Below are 18,715 nucleotides of genomic sequence, written 5' to 3'. Positions count from 1 at the left end.
AGTACATAAATAGGAGCAGGATGCAAATATGGGGAATAAGAAATTTATGAGAAAGTTTATCAGCGGTGTTCTCCTCTTTTCTTTGGTATTACCTTTACATAATGTTCATGCCGAACAGAACAGCGCTAAAAAGATGTCTTTATTGACTGGAAAGGAAATAGCTCTTACAAAGTTAGAACTACCAAGCCCGGCTGCTAGGTATGTCTATGATTCAGGATTAGATTTTACTTACCCGGATGCGATTAGAGGAATATATGTAACGGGTCCTTCTGCTGGCGGTCAGAAAATGAATGAGCTTACTCGGTTAGTGGATGATACGGATCTAAATGCGATGGTTATCGATATTAAAGAGGACAACGGAGACATTACCATTAATGTTGATAAAGATTCTAAATATGCAGACATGGCTGAGAATTACATAGATAATCCTGAAAAGCTGTTAAAAACACTTGAAGAAAAAGGAATTTATCCGATCGCCCGGGTTGTTGTTTTTAAAGATTCGCGACTAGCAAAGAAGCGTCCAGATTTGTCTTATACTCAAAATGGAAAAGTATGGACAAATGGAAAAGGGGAAGCATTTGTCAACCCATTTATGAAAGAAGTATGGGAGTATAATGTTGATATTGCAAAATTAGCAGCTGAATTAGGCTTTAAAGAAATTCAATTTGACTACGTCAGGTTCCCGGAAGGTTTTGGAAATCGTGATCATGAGCTCACTTACAAACAAGGTGATTATCAAGACCTGGAGCTCAATGATGTTGAAAAACGTGTAACAGCTGTAACTGATTTTGTGAAATATGCACGTGAGCAGTTGAAATATTATGGGGTGGATGTATCGGTGGACATATTTGGCTACTCAGCAACAATTCCAGCGGCACCAAATATCGGCCAGAACTTTTCTAAAATCTCAAGCAATGTAGACGTCATTTCTTCCATGATTTATCCGAGCCACTGGGGTCCGTATTTTAATATTCCAAAGCCTGACACCGAACCATATAAGCTTGTCAGTGCTTATGCAAAAGTAGAAAATGAAGTGCTAAGCAAACTAGAAAATAAACCTACTTCACGTCCATGGATCCAAGACTTTGAAGCACCATGGCTTTATTCCGGCGCAACAAAGCAATACGGTAAGACAGAAGTAGAAGCTCAGATACGTGCGTTGAACGAAAACGGAATCAATGAATTCCTCATTTGGAATGCAGGGAACAATTATACTGAAAATGTTGACTACACTCCTTAATGGGAAAAATCGCCCGGTTTCTACCGGGCTTGATAATGTATGATTACATTGACAAGAATAAGGGTAAAGTATAGTTGGCAGTTGGTTTTTTGGACATTTAACATTGTCAGCAAACTTCGTTATAATATGAAATGAAAATATTAATAAGGGAGTAGATCAATGAATTGGTATGAAAAGCTAAATCAATACTTTCCGGTTGAGGAAATGAAATCACAGGAACATATGGAAGCACTGCTGAAGGAAAAAAGTGAAGTTTATTACAAAGATGAAGGCGAGCATCATGTGCTGATGTACGCTGAGTTTGATTCGTTTATTTTTATAGATTATGTATACGTTTCCACTGCTTCAAGAGGCCAGGGATTGGGTCATAAATTAATTGAAAAAATGAAAGCGAAGAATAAACCAATCATACTCGAAGTCGAACCTGTGGATTATGAGGATACAGACTCGGAAAAAAGACTTCGTTTTTACCAGCGTGAAGGATTTAGACACGCGCAGTCCATTGGTTACACCCGCAAATCTTTGGCCACTGATGAACCAAACCAAATGGAAATTCTCTTTTGGTCTCCTGAGGATGCCTCTGAGGAACAAATCTACAAGCAGATGAAAAAGATGTATGAAGAAATTCACACGTATAAAGATGATGAGTTTTACGGAAAGTCCTACCAACCTGTAGATGAAGTACTGACGTTGGATGAAGAACGAGAAACCACAGACATTTTAGGAAGTCTTGAAAACCCTAAATAAATGCCGAATACCCACCAATGAAGCTGGTGGGTATTTTCAATGCAAGACCTTAGTTGAAAATAAAAAAATAACGTGTTTTTTATTAAAAAAAAGTTTGATCTGTAAAAATTCGTGGAATATACCTATAAATTAAATGATACTTAGGAACATACAGAACGTTTGTACGGAAATAGCTGGCGGGATATAGATTTTAGTTGACAAGTGTGTTATAGTAATAACAGGTTAATTTATATTGATTTTAAATTAATTTTTCATTAAGAGTTTGTATATAAATATTTTTTGAGGAGTGAAGTTTCTGTATGGTAACACTTTATACCTCACCAAGTTGCACATCATGCCGTAAAGCAAAAGCTTGGCTGGAAGAACATAACATCGCTTATAAAGAAAGAAATATTTTTTCCGAACCATTAACGCTTGATGAAATTAAAGAAATTTTGAGAATGACGGAAGATGGAACGGAAGAAATTATTTCTACCCGATCTAAAGTATTTCAAAAGTTAAAAATCGACTTTGATCAACTTCCAATGCAAGAATTATTTGATTTAATTCAAGAAAACCCTGGGCTGCTTCGCCGGCCGATCATTATTGATGATAAGCGGCTGCAAGTAGGCTATAACGAAGACGAGATTCGTCGTTTCCTACCTCGCAGTGTCCGCACGTTCCAATTGAAAGAAGCCCAAAAATTAGTGAATTAAATTAAAAAGCTGTCTCCCTAAATCGGAAGACAGCTTTTTCTTCATTTACATGGGTAATTCAGGGGAATTGCGGCGATTTATTAAATAACCGGAAACGACAATGATGACAACCATGAGAATCGGCAGATAATCGTGAATAAATGGATATGAAGTAAGGATCTGGAGGACCTGTTGATCTTCTAATACCATATCTGCTGCAGTATAGGCAAGGATCCCTGCTCCAAAATAAATAAGCAGGGGAAAATGGTCCATCAGCATGAGGATAAAACGGCTCCCCCAGACAATAATAGGTACTGATACAAGCAAACCTAATATGACAAGGATTATGTTATCATGGGCTGCCCCAGCGATAGCAAGTACGTTATCAAAACCCATTACAATGTCAGCAAAGACAATTGTCCTTACAGCGGCAAACAAACTCTCACCTGCTTTTATTTGTTCGGACTCGTCGTTATCTGTTACTAAGCGAAATGCAATATAAAACAATAACAGACCGCCGATTAGGCGTAAAAAAGGAATTTGGAGCAAGTACAGTGCTAACGCTGTTAAAAAAATCCGGGCAGCTACTGCAAGTACTGTACCCATAATAATAGCTTTATTTCGTTGATGGGGAGGAAGCTTTCGACTGGCAAGTGCAATGACGACTGCATTGTCACCTCCAAGAATGATATCAATGCTGATAATAATCAATATAGGTTCAAGCATGTCCCAGCTCATTAAAAAATTCCTCCTCTATGTAGTGACAAACGTCATGAAATGCGCTAAAATAAAAAACCAGCTTGTATTATGAATTGTTTGATTAGTCAGAAAATAGCTCGGTTATGGTTATAAGCTGAATTCAATGCAATTCATTTTCCATTTGAGTGTGACTGTCATACAATAAAAGTACACCAATTCTTACAGTAAACTTCATGATGGTTGAACCCTTGACCAAAAGGGTAAGGTTTAATTAAGCAATGTTAAGGGTGAACATCCCTTCCCCCTAATCACATGTTAGAAGGGAGAGAAAAGTATGGAAATCGAACGCATTAATGAAAACACGGTAAAGTTCTATGTTTCTTATCAAGACGTTGAACAGCGAGGGTTCGATCGCGAAGAAATATGGTATAACCGCGAACGAAGCGAACAGCTTTTTTGGGAAATGATGGATGAAGTGAACGACCAAGAGAACTTTCAGGCGGATGGTCCACTCTGGATACAAGTCCAAGCTATGGATAAAGGCCTAGAAGTAATTGTTACTAAAGCTCAGGTTTCCCAAGATGGGCAGAAGTTAGAACTGCCTAATGAAGACGGTAAGACCATAGATGTACCAGTAGATGAAAAATTAGAATCTTTACTTGACCATAAATTCAGCCATACTGATCAAAACAGCGATAAAGATGAGGACGAAGAAGAGTGGGAGCACGATGATGATTCGTTCGAACCTCTGACGTTTACACTTAAATTTAATGAATTCGAAGACGTCATTCAACTCAGCCACTACTTGTCCTCTCACGATGCCGTAGACAATCGTCTATACCATTATGAGGATCACTACTATTTATATATTCAGTTCAATGATGAAAATATGAGTGATGACGATCAAGAAAATGTTTTAAGCCAAATTATGGAGTTTGGACTGGAGTCTTCCATCACTATTTACCGTTTACAAGAATATGGTACACCTATCTTTAAAGAAGAAGCACTGCAGCAGGTAAAGCAGTATTTCCCTGATCTTTAAGAAAAGCACACGATTTAAGGTGTGCTTTTTTTTTATTTTTAAAAAGGGTTTTTAAAAAGAGAAGCGAATGATAAAGAGGGAGGTGAATACGTGTTCCACGCACAAAACAAAAACGGAACAACTTATACTCTGTATAACAAATCCAAAGAAGAAATCAATAAGCTGAAGAAAACGGAGGTCTTCCATTGCCCGGATTGCTCAGAAGAGGTTTTTATTCGATCAGGCCCTTATACAGCCCCTCACTTCGCTCATTATCCAAATAGTCAATGTGCAGCTGTTGGCAGAGGAGAAAGTGAAGTGCACGAAAATGGGAAGTGGTTGTTATTCAAGTGGTTAAAGTTACAGCAGTTCGATGTCCAATTAGAAGCATATGTACCTGAAATTAATCAGAGGGCGGACCTTTTACTCAGGCTCCCATTCAAAACGATTGCGATTGAATATCAATGTTCAGTGATATCTACTTCTGAAATTGAAAAACGAACGACATCCTATTTGAAAGCTGGAATTTTCCCTTTATGGATTCTGGGAGCTGAGCACTATGTAACAAAGGCAAGACATACGATAAATTGGACTCGTTTTTTACAAACCTTGGTTTATCATTTTCATGGCAGCTATCACTTATACTTTTTAGATGTTTCCGCTGAAAAATTTATAGTTGCTTCGAATATTTATAAGCTTACCAATACAAAATGTCATCATCATTTAACCGTTTATCCTCTCTCCGATTTAACTTTTCCTCAACTATTAAAACCTCAAAGCTTTTCAATGCATTCTCTCTTTCAAAGTTGGGCAAAACTAATGTGTGAACACCGAACCAAATATAAGAAATTTGTAAGTAAACAAGAAGAGCGCTGGCGGGCCCATTTATATAAAAAGGGACTGCATTTCTCCTTAATTCCTTCTGTTTGCTACCTGCCTGTAAAAAGTCAATGGATGATAAGCGAACGTCCATACTTATGGCAGACTCAATTAGTGGTTGAACATTTTTTGGATCTCCCGATAGGAGAAAGCGGCCGTTTCCCTTATAAAGAAACGGTTTCCTGTATGAATCAGCACCGAGCAAACCCGGTCAGGGAATATGAGCTTCTTCTCAGTCAATTAGGTTATTTAGAACCAACCTTTGAGAATGGCTGGATTAAAAAGAAAGAAATACATTTTCATTTCCATATTGAACAGGCTATGGAAGAAGATAAAAATATTATTAAATTATTAAAAAAGTATCAAAAAAGCTAATATTAAGGAAGGGATTTAGCCGGAAATCGAGAAATGTTTAGGGTGATGAATTTTAGAAGGAGGATGTTGAATGGCATCTACGAAAGAATTACCAAAGAGAGAAGAGATCCCGGTTGAGAAGACGTGGGATCTTGAAAGTATTTTCACCTCGGATGAAGATTGGTATAAAGAATATGAAGCGATTAAAGAGCTTTTTCCTGATCTGAAGCAATTTCAAGGAAAACTTGGTGAATCAGCTGAACAGTTATATAACCTGCTTAAATTGCAAGATAAAATTTCTAACCGTATCGGCCGCTTGTTTGTATATGCTCATATGAGGTACGATCAGGACACTACGAATTCCCGTTATCAGGAAATGAATACGAAAGCGGAAACGCTTTACACTCAAATTGCTTCAGAAATGAGTTTTATCGTTCCCGAAATTTTATCTCTTCCTGAAGGAACTGTTGATCAATATCTTAAACAATCTGATTCTCTCAAAGAGTATCGGCACGCTTTGAACGAGATCACACGTCAGAGAGCCCATGTACTTAGCGAAAAGGAAGAAAGACTGCTTGCAGGATTTTCAGAAATTGGATCCAACCCTTCCCAAACTTATGGTGCGCTGAATAATGCCGACTTAACTTTTCCTTCCATCGAAAACGAAGAAGGTGAAGAAGTAGATTTAACTCACGGCCGTTATATTAGTTTTCTGAAATCGGAAAGTCGAAAAGTAAGGAAAGATGCATTTGATGCCATGTACGATACTTTTGGCTCATTTAAGAACACATTTGCTTCGACCTTGAGCGGACATATTAAGAAAAACAATTTTAATGCCAAGGTCCGTAAATATGATCGTGCCAGACAAGCTGCATTGGATAATAACAATATTCCTGAAACGGTTTATGACAATCTGGTCGATGCAGTGAATGAACGTCTTCCTCTGCTGCATCGTTATATTGACTTGAGAAAACAAGTGTTAGGTCTTGATGAACTTCATATGTATGATTTATATACACCCCTCGTAAAAGATGCCGAAATGGATATCTCTTACGATGACGCAAAAAAACTGGTCTTAAAAGGACTTGCTCCTATGGGGGAAGAATATCTATCCATCATAAAAAATGGATTCGAAAGCCGTTGGATTGACGTGGAAGAAAACAAAGGGAAAAGGAGCGGAGCCTATTCTTCCGGCCATTATGATACCCACCCATTCATCTTATTGAACTGGCAGAATAACGTGAATAATTTGTTTACCCTGGCTCACGAATTAGGACATTCGCTTCACAGTTATTATACACACGAAAATCAGCCATATCGTTACGGTAATTACTCTATTTTTGTTGCAGAAGTAGCTTCCACATGCAATGAAGCTTTATTGAATGATTATCTGCTTAAGAATACGAAAGAGAAAAAGGAAAAACTATACTTGTTGAATAATTTCCTTGAAGGGTTTAGAGGGACTGTCTTCCGTCAAACGATGTTTGCCGAGTTTGAGCACACTATTCATATGCAGGCTCAAAATGGTGAAGCTTTGACGGCTGATAAGTTAACTGAATTATATTATGAGCTTAATAAGAAATATTTTGGGGAAAATGTAGTGATTGATGACAAGATTGGATTAGAATGGGCAAGAATCCCTCATTTTTACATGGGGTATTATGTGTATCAGTATGCAACTGGCTACTCAGCTGCCACTGCCTTGGCGGATCAGATTCTAACCGAAGGGGACAAAGCTGTAGAACGTTACAAAAAGTTTTTAAAAGCAGGCAGCAGCGACTACCCAATTGAAGTGTTAAAAGCAGCAGGAGTCGATATGACATCCAAACAACCGATTATGGCTGCTTTAGATATCTTCGAAGATAAACTTCAGGAAATGGAAAACCTTCTAAACTCCTAGTACTTTTTATTACAAACAGAGCACTGGTCAAAAAGTAAAGCGGCCCATACAGAATCCTTCTGTATGGGCTATTTTGTAAAGCCTTTAAAGCTTTTCTTATGGAAGAGTAGTGAAATGATTAGATAAAGAGTAATAAAGAGCAATGGAGAAGTGACATAAAGCGGAAATAAGTGCATTAACGCAAATACATGAAACAGACCAATAAACAACAATAAAGGGACTCCTAAAAGGATTGTCCATCGTTTCATAGGCATCATCCTCCATTATTATTTTATGACATGGAGGGGGATTTAGAACGGTGAAGGCATAAAAAAAGCCCCGAAAAATGGGGCTTGTCTAAAAACCGATATATTCCCAAAAAGCACCGTGTTTTACCGGAACTTCTCTTACTTGCTGTCTTAAAACAAGCTTTTTCATCTCTTTTTTTGCTTCCTGTTCCGTCCAATCATAAACGACAGCGATTTCTTTATTTGCCACAAATCGGTAGTGGGAAAGAAAGTCAATCAGTTCCGGTTTAACAGCAGGTTTGGGGTCTTTTTGAAGCATTTCTTTTAACACTTTTACATAGACTTCATATGAATAAAGGCCGGTAATCTTTAAGCCGGCATCATCTTCGGATCCATTAAAAATGACCAGAGTAGGAGTAGTTTCTACCTCCATTTCATGGGTCAGCTTTAAATCACATTGAAGAGCACGTTTAGCAGCTTCTGATTGAAGGTCTTTCTTAAATTCATTCACATCAAGCCTGCTTTTATTTGCGCAATCGATCAATACATCCCTGTCAGAGACATTCTGTTTTTCCAAAAATACAAATTCCTGAACTTTCCTCAGAAAACGCATCCCTGCTTTTTTTCCCTGCAGTTCAGCTGCTTTTACTGCCAACGCAGTGAGCAAAGGAGAAGAGATAGGGTTCTCCAGCCATACATCCCCATCACAGCACATTCCTGTTCTTGAAGCAGTATGATCCCATACCTTTTTCAGTTTTTCCGGCTTCTCTACACGGTTTTGCTGTAAAGAAGCAAGCTTTCCGCTTATGATGGGCCGGAGAGTAAAGAAACGTCCGTATTCGATGATGAGCTTTTTTAGAAAGGGCTCAAGAGACCAGCATTCAGGACAGAGTGGATCGATAAATACATACATTTCTATCGGGCGTTTTACCAAGTCAAAGAATCCACTGGCTGTGCCTTGTTTTTCATTCTTGCTGTCCAGGCTTTTCCAACTCACATCGATTCTCCTTTCTCATCTTCTGGGGTATTCATCATATGGTTGGCAGTCATAGACAACCTCTCAAATATCGCTTCTTTGTAGGGCTGCTTAATATCGGCTTCATCGAGAGCAGCATCCATACAGGAAAGCCATGCGTCCCTTCTTGTCGGGGTTATTTTAAAAGGGAGGTGTCTCGCTCTCAGCATAGGGTGGCCATGCTCTTCTATATATAAGGGAGGTCCTCCGAAAAACTGGGTTAAAAATTGTTTTTGTTTTCTCGCTGTTTCTGTCAAGTCGTCAGGAAAAATAGGAATAAGATCCTTATGGTTACTGACGCGTTTATAAAACGCTTCTACAAGCTGGTCAATTTTCTCAGGTCCGATGGCTTCATAGATGGAATTTGGTTGGTGAGGCATAAAATCCCTTCCTGTCTGTAAAATCATTTTAGCAACGGCACCGAGCTGGGGCAACTATTCTGATTCGAGCTTTGCTTGATAGAATCGCTTAATTTTATTATCTGTCGGCCGTTTTGGAATGTTAAGCTCCTTTAGAAGGTGGCTGAATACGGCATCTCCCTCAACATAGGTGTCTGCTTCAACCTCAAGTTCAAAGTCTTCTTTTCCGTAATATAGACTGTGGTCAAGAACTACTGTAGTATCCTGATAATCAACTTCACACCTTCTTGTTGTCAGAGAACCAAGGTATATGAGCTCATCTTCCGCAACACCCAGCTGATTCAGCTGTTTTGCTACATCAGGTTTCTTGGTGGTTTTATTTTGTATCCACAGGTTAGCTTCATCGGGAGAAAGCTCATCGTGGGTTTCCAGAAGTCCTTCACTGTGGGGCTGTTTTAGTGTCAGGACCCACTTATTATTTTTGTGTCGGATACGTAAAGCTGCCCCTTGCTCTCTTAATTTTAAATCCTTTGTTTCAAAATAATAATTGGTTTGTTCAAACAGTTCAACAGATTTGAATGGTAAAAATTGATAAATGCGATTGTATTCATCGTAAGTCAGCAAGTTCTTAAATTCTATTTCAACTTCTTGGACCATAGAAACTCCTCCTCTTTATTATGGGTTATTTCCAGTGGGAAATGCAAAAGGAAGCCTTTCATATTCTGTTGGTTACTAACTTTATGATACAATGAATATGAGTCAAAACGCACATAATTACTATTAGGCTTGATACATAAAGGTGGTGCGCAAGCGTGAATTGGGATACATTTTTTGCACCCTATGCACAAGTAGTTGAAGAATTAAAGGTTAAACTAAAAGGAATGCGCCAGCAATTTGAATATGAACGTGAACAATCCCCGATTGAATTTGTTACGGGAAGGGTAAAACCGAAAACAAGTATTATTGAAAAAGCTCGAAGAAAAGGCATAAACCCTGAAAACATCGAAGAAGAATTGCAGGATATTGCGGGAGTAAGGGTTGTATGCCAGTTTGTCGACGATATTTATGCGGTTGTAAGTATGCTGCAAACCCGGAAGGATTTTCAGATTGTAGAAGAGAAAGACTATATTTCCAGGAAGAAGGATAGTGGGTACAGGTCTTATCACGTCATCATTAAATATCCTGTGGAAACCATTCATGGAGAAAAATTTGTACTTGCTGAAATCCAAATTCGAACACTGGCTATGAATTTTTGGGCAACAAACGAACATTCGCTCAATTATAAATATGCGGGGAAAATACCTGCGGAAGTTAAGTCGCGTCTAAAGAGAGCTGCCGAAGCTGCTTTTCAGCTTGATGAAGAGATGTCTAAAATTAAGCATGAGATTCATGAGGCACAAAAAGCCTTCCGCAGAAAAGAAGAACAAAAGAAACAGCCAAAGAAAACGTAGAGGAGTTGAAACAGCCTTATGAAGTTTTCGATCTTGTCCAAGGGAGATCAAAAATCGAATGAAATACGTTCAAAAATAAAAAATTATTTATCAGAATTCCAATTAGAGTACGATGAAGAAGAGCCGGATCTTGCGATTTCCGTTGGAGGAGATGGAACGCTGCTTGAAGCTTTTCACACTTATGTACATCGTTTGGACGAAACAGCTTTTATAGGGATTCATACCGGTCACTTAGGTTTCTATGCCGACTGGATGCCTGATGAATTGGAAAAGCTGATTATAGAAATCGCACGTACGCCTTTTCAAGTGGTGGAGTATCCTTTGCTTGAAGTAACCATCAGACCGCAGGAGGAAGGGGAAGAAGATCGGTTTCTCGCGTTAAATGAGTGTACGATTAAGACTTCTGAAGGATCTGTCGTTTTTGATATAGAAATCAAAGGAGACCATTTTGAGACATTTCGCGGAGATGGACTGTGTATTTCCACACCATCTGGAAGTACGGCTTACAATAAAGCTCTGGGAGGGGCAATCCTTCATCCTTCACTGGAAGCCATTCAAATTGCTGAGATGGCATCTATCAATAATCGTGTGTTCCGTACGATTGGTTCTCCGCTGATCCTGCCTAGTCACCATACGTGTCTATTAAAGCCGTTGAACGATCGCAGTTTTTTAATCACCATGGATCATATTACCCGAACATATAAAGATGTTAAGTCTATTCAGTGCCGAGTGGCCAAAGAAAAAGTCCGTTTTGCCAGATTCCGCCCATTTCCATTTTGGAAAAGGGTCCACGATTCCTTCGTATCCGACGATTATCCTAATTGAACAAACATCAAAAACATTGGACAATCGATTTTGGGGCAGACGGACATTCGATCAGAGAATATGTATTAAACAAGCAGCTGTTTTCAAGGCAGCTTTTACGAAAAGTGAAAGAATACGGCAGGTTTGAAATCAACGGCAGGAAAGCATTTGTATATGAAAAGTTAAAGAAAGGGGACAGGCTGCTCGTTCAGTTTCCTCTGGAAAAAAGATCAGAGAGGTTAATTCCTCAGCCTGTACCTTTGGACATGATTTATGAGGATGAAGATGTTCTCGTATTGAATAAGCCGCAAGGAATGGGGGTTTCTCCCAATCCCCAACAGCAAATGGGAACAGTAGCAAATGGGCTTGCCTATCATTATGAGGTGCAGAATATTCCTTCAACCGTCCATATCGTAACGCGGTTGGATAAGGATACAAGCGGTTTAATGCTCGTGGCTAAACACCAATACAGTCATGATTTACTAGCGAACCATACGGAAATACGCCGTTATTACCTGGCACTGGTCCACGGCTGCCTAAAAAAAGGAAAAGGGAGTATAGAGGTGCCTATTGCAAGAGCTGAAGGATCGATCATAAAAAGGTGCATCGATTCATCAGGCAAACCGGCTGCGACAGTTTATGAAGCGAAGAAGTGTTTTGATGACATTTCTCTAGTGGAGTTAAAACTTCTAACTGGACGCACCCACCAAATCAGAGTACATCTCTCACACATAGGGTATCCGCTTATTGGAGACACGCTCTATGGCGGGGAGCATAGAGAATGGACGAATGGACAGGCTCTTCATTGTCACAGGCTCATTTTTATTCACCCGTATACGAAAAAAAAGATGAACTTCTGCCTTCCATTCCCGGAAAGCTGGGAAAAATCATCCAGGCTCACTTAGAGCCTGGATGATTAATATCTAAATTTTTCTTTCACAAAGGGCATACTGGAAGGGACACTGACTAGTTCTTCTTCAGGCAGGCGGAAAGCGGTCAGCTCGTTTCCAAAAACACAGCCAGTATCAATATTAACAGTCTTATTTACAAATCGGGGCTTAAGGACAGGGGTGTGACCATAAACGATCCATTGGTTTCCTTTATAACCCTGGGCCCAATCTCTGCGTTCCGGCCGCCCATCGGGAAGCTTCTCACCGGTAATATCTCCATATAATACAAACGTTCTCACCCTCTTATTGTCTCTCCCTATATCTTCTTCGCGGATCCCTGCGTGCGCAACTACTGCATTTACTTCAGAGAGAACATGGTAAAGAGGAGAAGTTTCCATTAATTCCATGAATTCATTTTTGATTTCTACCTGATCTTTTGCGGATAATGCACGGAATTCTTCCGTAGTCGTTTCCAGTCCATGTGTTTCACGTACAGGATTTCCTAGGAAATAACGATAGAGCTTGTCACAATGGTTACCAGGAACAAACCTAGCCCGTTTCGTTTTCACTACCAGCTGGTAAACGATTCGAATGCAATGGATGGAGTCGGGACCTCGATCTGTAATATCTCCTAAGAATACGGGTGTTCTTCCTTCTGGATGTACAGGTAGACCATTCTTCCAATAATATCCCAATTCAGAAAAAAGCTGTTTCAGCTCTGTTAAACAACCATGAACGTCACCGATAATATCTACTTTCATATTGTATCCTCCCTATTAAAAAAGTGAAGATTTCCTCAGCATCTCCACATAAGTTCATCGTTATGCAAATAAGGGTTCGTTTTCTGAAAAAGAAGTAAAACAAGCTCCTATCACCTACAGGGTGGTTATTCCCAATCGGAACATTCATCTGTTAAACTACTTTTATAATTGTTAGTGTACATGAAAATGCTTCTTTTATTAATGAGAACTCCTTTTTAGAGAAAATGAAACTGCTATGATTGACAAAGCACGTTCTCGACAGTAAGATTAAACGGTCAAAAAAGCCACGTCTGGACTAGGAGGGAAGGCTTATGGAACATTTAGATGATCTAGAACGCCAAGAAATGTGGAAAGCCATTCAAGATGCTCTATTAAACGATCATATTGACCAATTCCGGGCAGAGTTCCTTGAGTTGCATCCATATGACCAAGCCCGAATATTTGAAGAAATGGATCAAGAAGTCCGGCTCCAGATCTACACATACCTTTCTCCTGAGGAAATTGCCGAAGTCATGGAGCACATCGATTATGAAGATATAGAACCCTTCTTTGCAGAAATGGATCCCCGCTTTGCAGCACAAGTCTTTGCAGAGATGTCAACGGATGATGCCGTAGATATCCTAAACGAACTGGATAAAGAAAAAGTGGCGAGTTTCCTAACCATAATGGATGACGAAGCGGCTGAGGAAATTAAAGACCTCCTTCATTATGAAGAAAAAACTGGTGGGTCGATTATGACCACCGAATTCGTGGTCGTCAAAGCCGGGATGAAAATTAGAGAAGCTATGCTTCACTTAAGAAAAGAAGCACCGGATGCTGAGACCATTTATTATACGTATGTCATCAATGAAGATAAACAACTTGTCGGCGTTATTTCATTAAGGGATTTAATTATTTCTGAAGAAGAGTGGTTGATCTCTGATGTAATGAATGAACGAGTGGTTTCCGTTTCTGTAGGGGAAGACCAGGAAGAAATTGCCCGGATGATGCGGGATTATGATTTCCTTGCTTTACCGGTCGTGGATTTTCAAGATCATTTATTAGGAATTATTACAGTTGATGATATTATGGATGTTATGGAAGAAGAAGCAAGTGATGACTACTCGAAGTTAGCAGGGATCTCTGATGTAGAAAGTACGGACGAGAATGCTTTCCAATCTGCTAAAAAAAGACTGCCATGGCTGATTATCCTCCTATTTCTCGGAAGCTTCACCGCAAGTTTAATCGGCCGTTTTGAAGAAACACTGGATAAAGTTGCGATTCTAGCCATTTTTATTCCCCTAATTGCAGGAATGGCAGGGAATACAGGGACACAGGCTTTGGCTGTCGCTGTCCGTGGAATTGCCACTGGAGATATAGATAAACAAGGCAAATGGAAGATGATACTTAAAGAAGCCGGTACAGGACTGATTACAGGGATTTCATGCGGCCTGCTTATTACTATTATCGTCTATTTGTGGCAAAGCAACTTTTACTTAGGTCTGCTTGTCGGTTTATCTGTGGCGCTGACTCTCGTTGTGGCTACATTAGCAGGATCACTTGTGCCTATTATTATGCACCGTTTTAACATAGATCCTGCCGTAGCATCAGGTCCATTTATTACAACGATAAACGATATCATATCCATATTGATTTACTTTGGTATGGCTACTGCTTTTATGAACCTATTGATTTGAAGAAAGGAGGTTAACCATGGAGCATGGAGCTTCAGTTACCTCACTCGTTATCGTAATCATTGCTGCATTTCTTACCCCAATCCTGCTTCACCGTTTGAAGCTTACGATTATTCCGGTGGTCGTTGCTGAAATTATCGTCGGGTTAATCATAGGCAAAAGCGGCTTCAATATAGTTGATGAAAGCAGCTGGCTTGAAATCCTTTCTACACTGGGATTTATCTTTTTAATGTTTTTAAGCGGTTTAGAGATCGATTTTTCCATCTTTGGCCGGAAAACAAATAAAGAAAAGCGGAATAGGGATTCTTTTCAACCAGTAAGAGTGGCATTAGTCATATTTTGCGGTATTTTTGTTTTATCCCTTGGCCTGTCCTACCTATTTGTGCTGGCAGGTTTTATAGAAAGTGCATTCTTAATGACTCTGATTATTTCAACGATCTCGCTGGGAGTCGTTGTTCCTACATTAAAGGATGCACAAATGATGAAAACGACCATTGGGCAGACGATCCTTCTAGTTGCCGTTATCGCCGATCTAGCCACGATGATTCTTTTGGCCATATTCGTTTCTCTTTACGGTGAGGATGGTGGGAATACATGGCTGCTGCTGATTTTATTTGCAGCTGGAATTCTGCTTTACTTTGTTGGGAAGCAATTCCGCCATCAATCCTTTCTTGAAACGATGGCAAAAGGGACCATTCATATTGATACTCGTGCTGTGTTTACGCTAATTATCGTTTTAGTGGCGCTGTCTGAAACCGTTGGGGCGGAAAATATTCTCGGAGCCTTTCTTGCAGGGACACTTGTATCTCTATTATCCCCTGACCACGAAATGGTAAAAAAACTCGACAGCTTTGGGTATGGATTTCTTATTCCTATCTTTTTCGTCATGGTAGGTGTGGATATCGATTTATGGAGTTTGTTTACTGAGAGAAAAGTATGGGTTCTCATTCCATTATTGTTTTTCGCTTTGTTAATTTCCAAAGTGGTTCCGGCATTACTGCTGAGAAAGTGGTTTGATATGCGGACAGTGATGAGTACAGGCGTGATTCTCACGTCCACATTATCATTAGTGATTGCTGCGGCGACAATCGGAGAACGGGAAGGAATGATTGACAAGCAGATGGAAGGGGCGCTTATTTTAGTTGCTGTCCTCACTTGTGTCATTGCCCCCATTGTTTTTAAGAAGCTGTATGGAAGGTTTGAAGAAGAGGATCATAAACAAGTGATTTCTTTTATAGGATCAAACCAGATGACTCTGCCTGTCGTTCGAGAGCTTGACCTGACTCAATTTGAAACGCATTTATATCACACAAAAAGAGATACGGTTGATGAAAAGATCAGCCGTTCATGTTTTGATATTAAGCAGTTGAATGGATATCAGCTGGAAGAAATGAAATTTATGGGCGTGTTTGATGTGGATATTCTGGTAGCTTCTACAGGAGATGAAACAGAAAATGCAAAGATTGCTAAATTTGCTAAACAGGAAGGCGTACCTCATATCATTGCTCGAGTGGAATCGTCTTCTGTTGATAAAGAACTGAAGGAACTCGACATCCGGGTGTTTTCCGTCCTTATGTCTTCAAAGGCCCTTTTGAAAGCGATGATTGAAGCTCCTGATGTGGTGGATATATTCACTCAACAGGAAAGCGCCCTCTATCAAATAAATATGAACAATACCCTATATGATGGTGTTTATGTAAAGGACTTCCCGTTCACTGGTGACGTGATCATGGTCCGTATCTTTCGGGGGAAAGATTCCATAGTTCCCCACGGAGACACGCAGCTTCATTTTAATGACCACTTAATTGTCACGGGTTCACCTGAATATGTTGAAGAGCTGAAACTGCAGCTGGAGTACTGTGAATGGCATTAAAGCCCCTGACTGCGTTCGTTTAAATCATGCTCGGACGGGAATTGAGTTTTAAATGAAACTTGGTTAAAATAGCATCAGGTACTAATAACAAATCCTAACTATGGAACAGGGAGGGCATGGAATGAATCTTTCTTTAGAAGGACGTACGTATGTAGTCATGGGAGTAGCCAACAAGCGCAGCATCGCCTGGGGGATAGCCAGATCTCTTCATGAAGCAGGAGCAAAACTAATCTTTACTTATGCAAATGAACGATTTGGCAAGTCGGTAAAAGAACTAGCCGACACACTCGAAGGTACAGAGTCATTGTTTTATGAATGTGATGTTACGGATGATGAAGCCATTATTCAGACCTTTGAGTCCATTCAGCAGGACGTAGGAACCATTCATGGGATTGCCCATTGTATCGCCTTTGCGAACAGGGAGGAGCTGAATGGAGAGTTTTTAAATACAAGCCGCGACGGCTTTTTAACGGCTCATAACATCAGTTCTTATTCCTTAACGGCTGTGGCACGCGCTGCAAAACCGCTTATGACTGAAGGAGGAAGCATCGTAACAATGACTTACCTCGGCGGTGAACAGGTCGTTGAAAACTACAATATCATGGGAGTAGCTAAAGCAAGCCTTGATGCAAGTATGAAATATTTAGCTAGTAATTTAGGCAAGGATAATATTCGTGTGAATGCAATTTCTGCAGGTCCTATCCGAACCCTTTCTGCAAAAGGGGTTTCAGGTTTTAACAAAGTATTTGAAGAAATTGACCGCCGCTCTCCTCTTAAGCGTCCAGTTACTCAAGAAGAGGTTGGAGATACAGCGTATTACTTAATGAGTGATTTATCTCGGGGAGTTACAGGTGAAATCATACATGTAGATGGTGGTTTTAATATAGTCGCCTATTAATTGAAAAGCCCTCTGTTTCTAAGAGTGAAACAGAGGGCTTTTGTATTTGTATTTCCGCCATTCAAGGAGCTTCTCCCAAACCGGCTGTTCCCATTCGCCCAGCGACAAAAGCAAACTGCCCGCAAATCGGATGATATCAAGAAGTGGAATCACCGCTCTCACATTGATTGTATCTACTAAAGCAAAGCTCTGGTTGAATTGTCCTTCGTATTCTGTCATCCAGTGGACGACATCGTGAAGCGTCGTCCTTTCGTTAATGGTTAAAGAGAATCGTATTTTATGCTTGCTTTGCATGTTATGTATGAGTGAAAAAGAGAGTTTAGGAGGGGGAAAAGCAGGTTTTGCTATAAAATAGCCCTGTATGTATTGTACACCCATAGAAGTCAGCTGATTAAACTCTTTTTCTGTTTCTACTCCTTCTGCAATTAAAAGAGAATCCATCTTATAGGAAATATGCTGCAATCCCTCAAGCATATACTGTTTTTCTGGGAGCTGATTGATATTTGTGACGAGAGACCGGTCGACTTTTAAAAAATCCGGTTTTAATTCTGAAATTAATTGAAGGGATGAATAGCCTGAGCCTACATCGTCAATCGCAATCTGAAATCCCTGGTCACGGTAATGATTAAGAAGCATCCGGAATCCTTTAAGATCTTTAGCAGCCGATTGTTCCGTAATTTCGAAAACAACTTGCGCCGGTGAGATCTTTGATTTCTTTAGTACGGAATGAGTAAACCCTGGTGTAAAGGATTCATCATGAATAACAGCCGGGGTTAAATTGACCCAAAGCTTTTGGTTTGAATGCAGATAAGGCTCTATCCAATCAATTGCAAGCTCTCTAGTCAACTTTTCAAGTCGAAAGATCTGATTGGCTTCCACAGCACACTGAAACAGTTGTTCCGAATTTTTTATATTCTCGTTACTAGGAATACGAGTTAATGCTTCGTAGCCTTGAATGGTGTGGGTCGGGACATGGACAATTGGCTGAAAGTGAATCGAAAATTGTTTTTGCATCAGCCATTGCATTAGTTGATGGTGGGTTTGGTTTATAGGTGGCTTTGCAGACACAAGATGACACTCCTAATTCGTGATCTTACCTTTAACTTTATCGAATAAATGCTTTCTTTCCTACAGGATCTTCGTTAAATTTGCGTAAATCCTGTAGAAAAACCAGTTTTTGTAACGAAAATGAACATGCTGCAATAAATGGGCATATACATAAAATGATGACCGAATTAGAAAAGGAGAGA

At 39.8% G+C, this 18,715-nt stretch carries 19 protein-coding genes; 12 read left to right on the top strand and 7 right to left on the bottom strand.

Translation table 11 applies throughout. From position 1 onward, the window contains the following. The first annotated feature begins 28 nt into the window (after positions 1 to 28). The 3 genes from MUN89_RS16110 (at position 29) to spxA (ending at position 2,682) form a co-directional block, all read left to right on the top strand. A complete protein-coding gene (locus tag MUN89_RS16110; RefSeq protein ID WP_244708790.1) occupies positions 29 to 1,240 on the top strand; it encodes a putative glycoside hydrolase in 1,212 nt (403 codons plus the stop codon). 159 nt (positions 1,241 to 1,399) lie between these two features. Continuing rightward, the gene (locus MUN89_RS16105) at positions 1,400 to 1,987 is read left to right on the top strand and encodes a GNAT family N-acetyltransferase (protein ID WP_244708789.1); all 588 of its coding nucleotides are present in this window, start codon (positions 1,400 to 1,402) and stop codon (positions 1,985 to 1,987) included. A gap of 299 nt (positions 1,988 to 2,286) precedes the next feature. Next, on the top strand, positions 2,287 to 2,682 hold the full coding sequence (gene spxA, locus MUN89_RS16100; protein WP_244708788.1) for a transcriptional regulator SpxA: 396 nt from the start codon (positions 2,287 to 2,289) through the stop codon (positions 2,680 to 2,682). A gap of 45 nt (positions 2,683 to 2,727) precedes the next feature. On the opposite strand, the gene MUN89_RS16095 is transcribed toward spxA, so the two are convergent. Beyond that, complete coding sequence (locus MUN89_RS16095) at positions 2,728 to 3,399, bottom strand: TerC family protein (protein ID WP_244708787.1); 672 nt, start codon at positions 3,397 to 3,399, stop codon at positions 2,728 to 2,730. Between the two features lie 295 nt (positions 3,400 to 3,694). Here MUN89_RS16095 and mecA point away from each other — a divergent pair, with 295 nt between their 5' ends. The 3 genes from mecA (at position 3,695) to pepF (ending at position 7,514) form a co-directional block, all read left to right on the top strand. Further along, a complete protein-coding gene (mecA, locus tag MUN89_RS16090; RefSeq protein ID WP_244708786.1) occupies positions 3,695 to 4,402 on the top strand; it encodes an adaptor protein MecA in 708 nt (235 codons plus the stop codon). 90 nt (positions 4,403 to 4,492) lie between these two features. Next, entirely contained in the window at positions 4,493 to 5,635 is a 1,143-nt protein-coding gene (locus MUN89_RS16085; RefSeq protein ID WP_244708785.1) for a competence protein CoiA, read from the top strand. 70 nt (positions 5,636 to 5,705) lie between these two features. Further along, positions 5,706 to 7,514, top strand: coding sequence for an oligoendopeptidase F (gene pepF, locus MUN89_RS16080; RefSeq protein ID WP_244708784.1), 1,809 nt, complete (start codon positions 5,706 to 5,708; stop codon positions 7,512 to 7,514). A gap of 68 nt (positions 7,515 to 7,582) precedes the next feature. On the opposite strand, the gene MUN89_RS16075 is transcribed toward pepF, so the two are convergent. The 4 genes from MUN89_RS16075 to MUN89_RS16060 form a co-directional block, all read right to left on the bottom strand. Continuing rightward, a complete protein-coding gene (locus MUN89_RS16075; RefSeq protein WP_244708783.1) occupies positions 7,583 to 7,762 on the bottom strand; it encodes a hypothetical protein in 180 nt (59 codons plus the stop codon). 88 nt (positions 7,763 to 7,850) lie between these two features. Next, positions 7,851 to 8,738 carry a ClpXP adapter SpxH family protein gene (locus MUN89_RS16070; protein WP_305852424.1) on the bottom strand — a complete coding sequence of 296 codons (888 nt, stop codon included), beginning with the start codon at positions 8,736 to 8,738 and terminating at the stop codon, positions 7,851 to 7,853. Continuing rightward, complete coding sequence (locus tag MUN89_RS16065; RefSeq protein ID WP_244708782.1) at positions 8,735 to 9,136, bottom strand: globin domain-containing protein; 402 nt, start codon at positions 9,134 to 9,136, stop codon at positions 8,735 to 8,737. The genes MUN89_RS16070 and MUN89_RS16065 overlap by 4 nt, the downstream gene beginning before the upstream one ends. Before the next feature lie 54 nt (positions 9,137 to 9,190). Next, positions 9,191 to 9,772, bottom strand: coding sequence for a CYTH domain-containing protein (locus MUN89_RS16060; protein WP_244708781.1), 582 nt, complete (start codon positions 9,770 to 9,772; stop codon positions 9,191 to 9,193). A 155-nt stretch (positions 9,773 to 9,927) separates the two neighbouring features. On the opposite strand from MUN89_RS16060, the gene MUN89_RS16055 reads away from it, so the two are divergent. Genes MUN89_RS16055 through MUN89_RS16045 form a run of 3 tightly spaced genes read left to right on the top strand, consistent with a single transcriptional unit; the run spans position 9,928 to position 12,275 of the window. Continuing rightward, positions 9,928 to 10,566, top strand: a complete 639-nt coding sequence (locus MUN89_RS16055) for a GTP diphosphokinase (protein ID WP_244708780.1) — start codon at positions 9,928 to 9,930, stop codon at positions 10,564 to 10,566. 18 nt (positions 10,567 to 10,584) lie between these two features. After that, a complete protein-coding gene (locus MUN89_RS16050) occupies positions 10,585 to 11,391 on the top strand; it encodes an NAD kinase (RefSeq protein WP_244708779.1) in 807 nt (268 codons plus the stop codon). Beyond that, a complete protein-coding gene (locus tag MUN89_RS16045; RefSeq protein ID WP_244708778.1) occupies positions 11,388 to 12,275 on the top strand; it encodes an RluA family pseudouridine synthase in 888 nt (295 codons plus the stop codon). The genes MUN89_RS16050 and MUN89_RS16045 overlap by 4 nt, the downstream gene beginning before the upstream one ends. A gap of 11 nt (positions 12,276 to 12,286) precedes the next feature. Here MUN89_RS16045 and prpE read toward each other — a convergent pair whose 3' ends face one another. Further along, positions 12,287 to 13,021, bottom strand: a complete 735-nt coding sequence (gene prpE, locus MUN89_RS16040; RefSeq protein ID WP_244708777.1) for a bis(5'-nucleosyl)-tetraphosphatase PrpE — start codon at positions 13,019 to 13,021, stop codon at positions 12,287 to 12,289. Between the two features lie 311 nt (positions 13,022 to 13,332). Here prpE and mgtE point away from each other — a divergent pair, with 311 nt between their 5' ends. From mgtE to fabI, 3 genes are all read left to right on the top strand, one after another. Further along, a complete protein-coding gene (gene mgtE, locus MUN89_RS16035; protein WP_244708776.1) occupies positions 13,333 to 14,697 on the top strand; it encodes a magnesium transporter in 1,365 nt (454 codons plus the stop codon). A 16-nt stretch (positions 14,698 to 14,713) separates the two neighbouring features. After that, positions 14,714 to 16,567: a cation:proton antiporter domain-containing protein gene (locus MUN89_RS16030; protein ID WP_244708775.1), complete on the top strand. Its 1,854-nt coding sequence runs from the start codon at positions 14,714 to 14,716 to the stop codon at positions 16,565 to 16,567. 121 nt (positions 16,568 to 16,688) lie between these two features. Beyond that, entirely contained in the window at positions 16,689 to 17,465 is a 777-nt protein-coding gene (gene fabI / locus MUN89_RS16025; protein ID WP_244708774.1) for an enoyl-ACP reductase FabI, read from the top strand. Between the two features lie 18 nt (positions 17,466 to 17,483). On the opposite strand, the gene MUN89_RS16020 is transcribed toward fabI, so the two are convergent. After that, positions 17,484 to 18,533, bottom strand: coding sequence for an EAL domain-containing protein (locus MUN89_RS16020; RefSeq protein WP_244708773.1), 1,050 nt, complete (start codon positions 18,531 to 18,533; stop codon positions 17,484 to 17,486). Between the last annotated feature and the right edge of the window lie 182 nt (positions 18,534 to 18,715).

Origin of the sequence: Halobacillus salinarum, from assembly GCF_022919095.1 — a bacterium.
GTDB lineage: Bacteria > Bacillota > Bacilli > Bacillales > Halobacillaceae > Halobacillus_B > Halobacillus_B salinarum.
The sequence above is the reverse complement of the archived record's forward strand: the minus strand, read 5'-3'. Positions and strand labels throughout refer to the sequence as shown.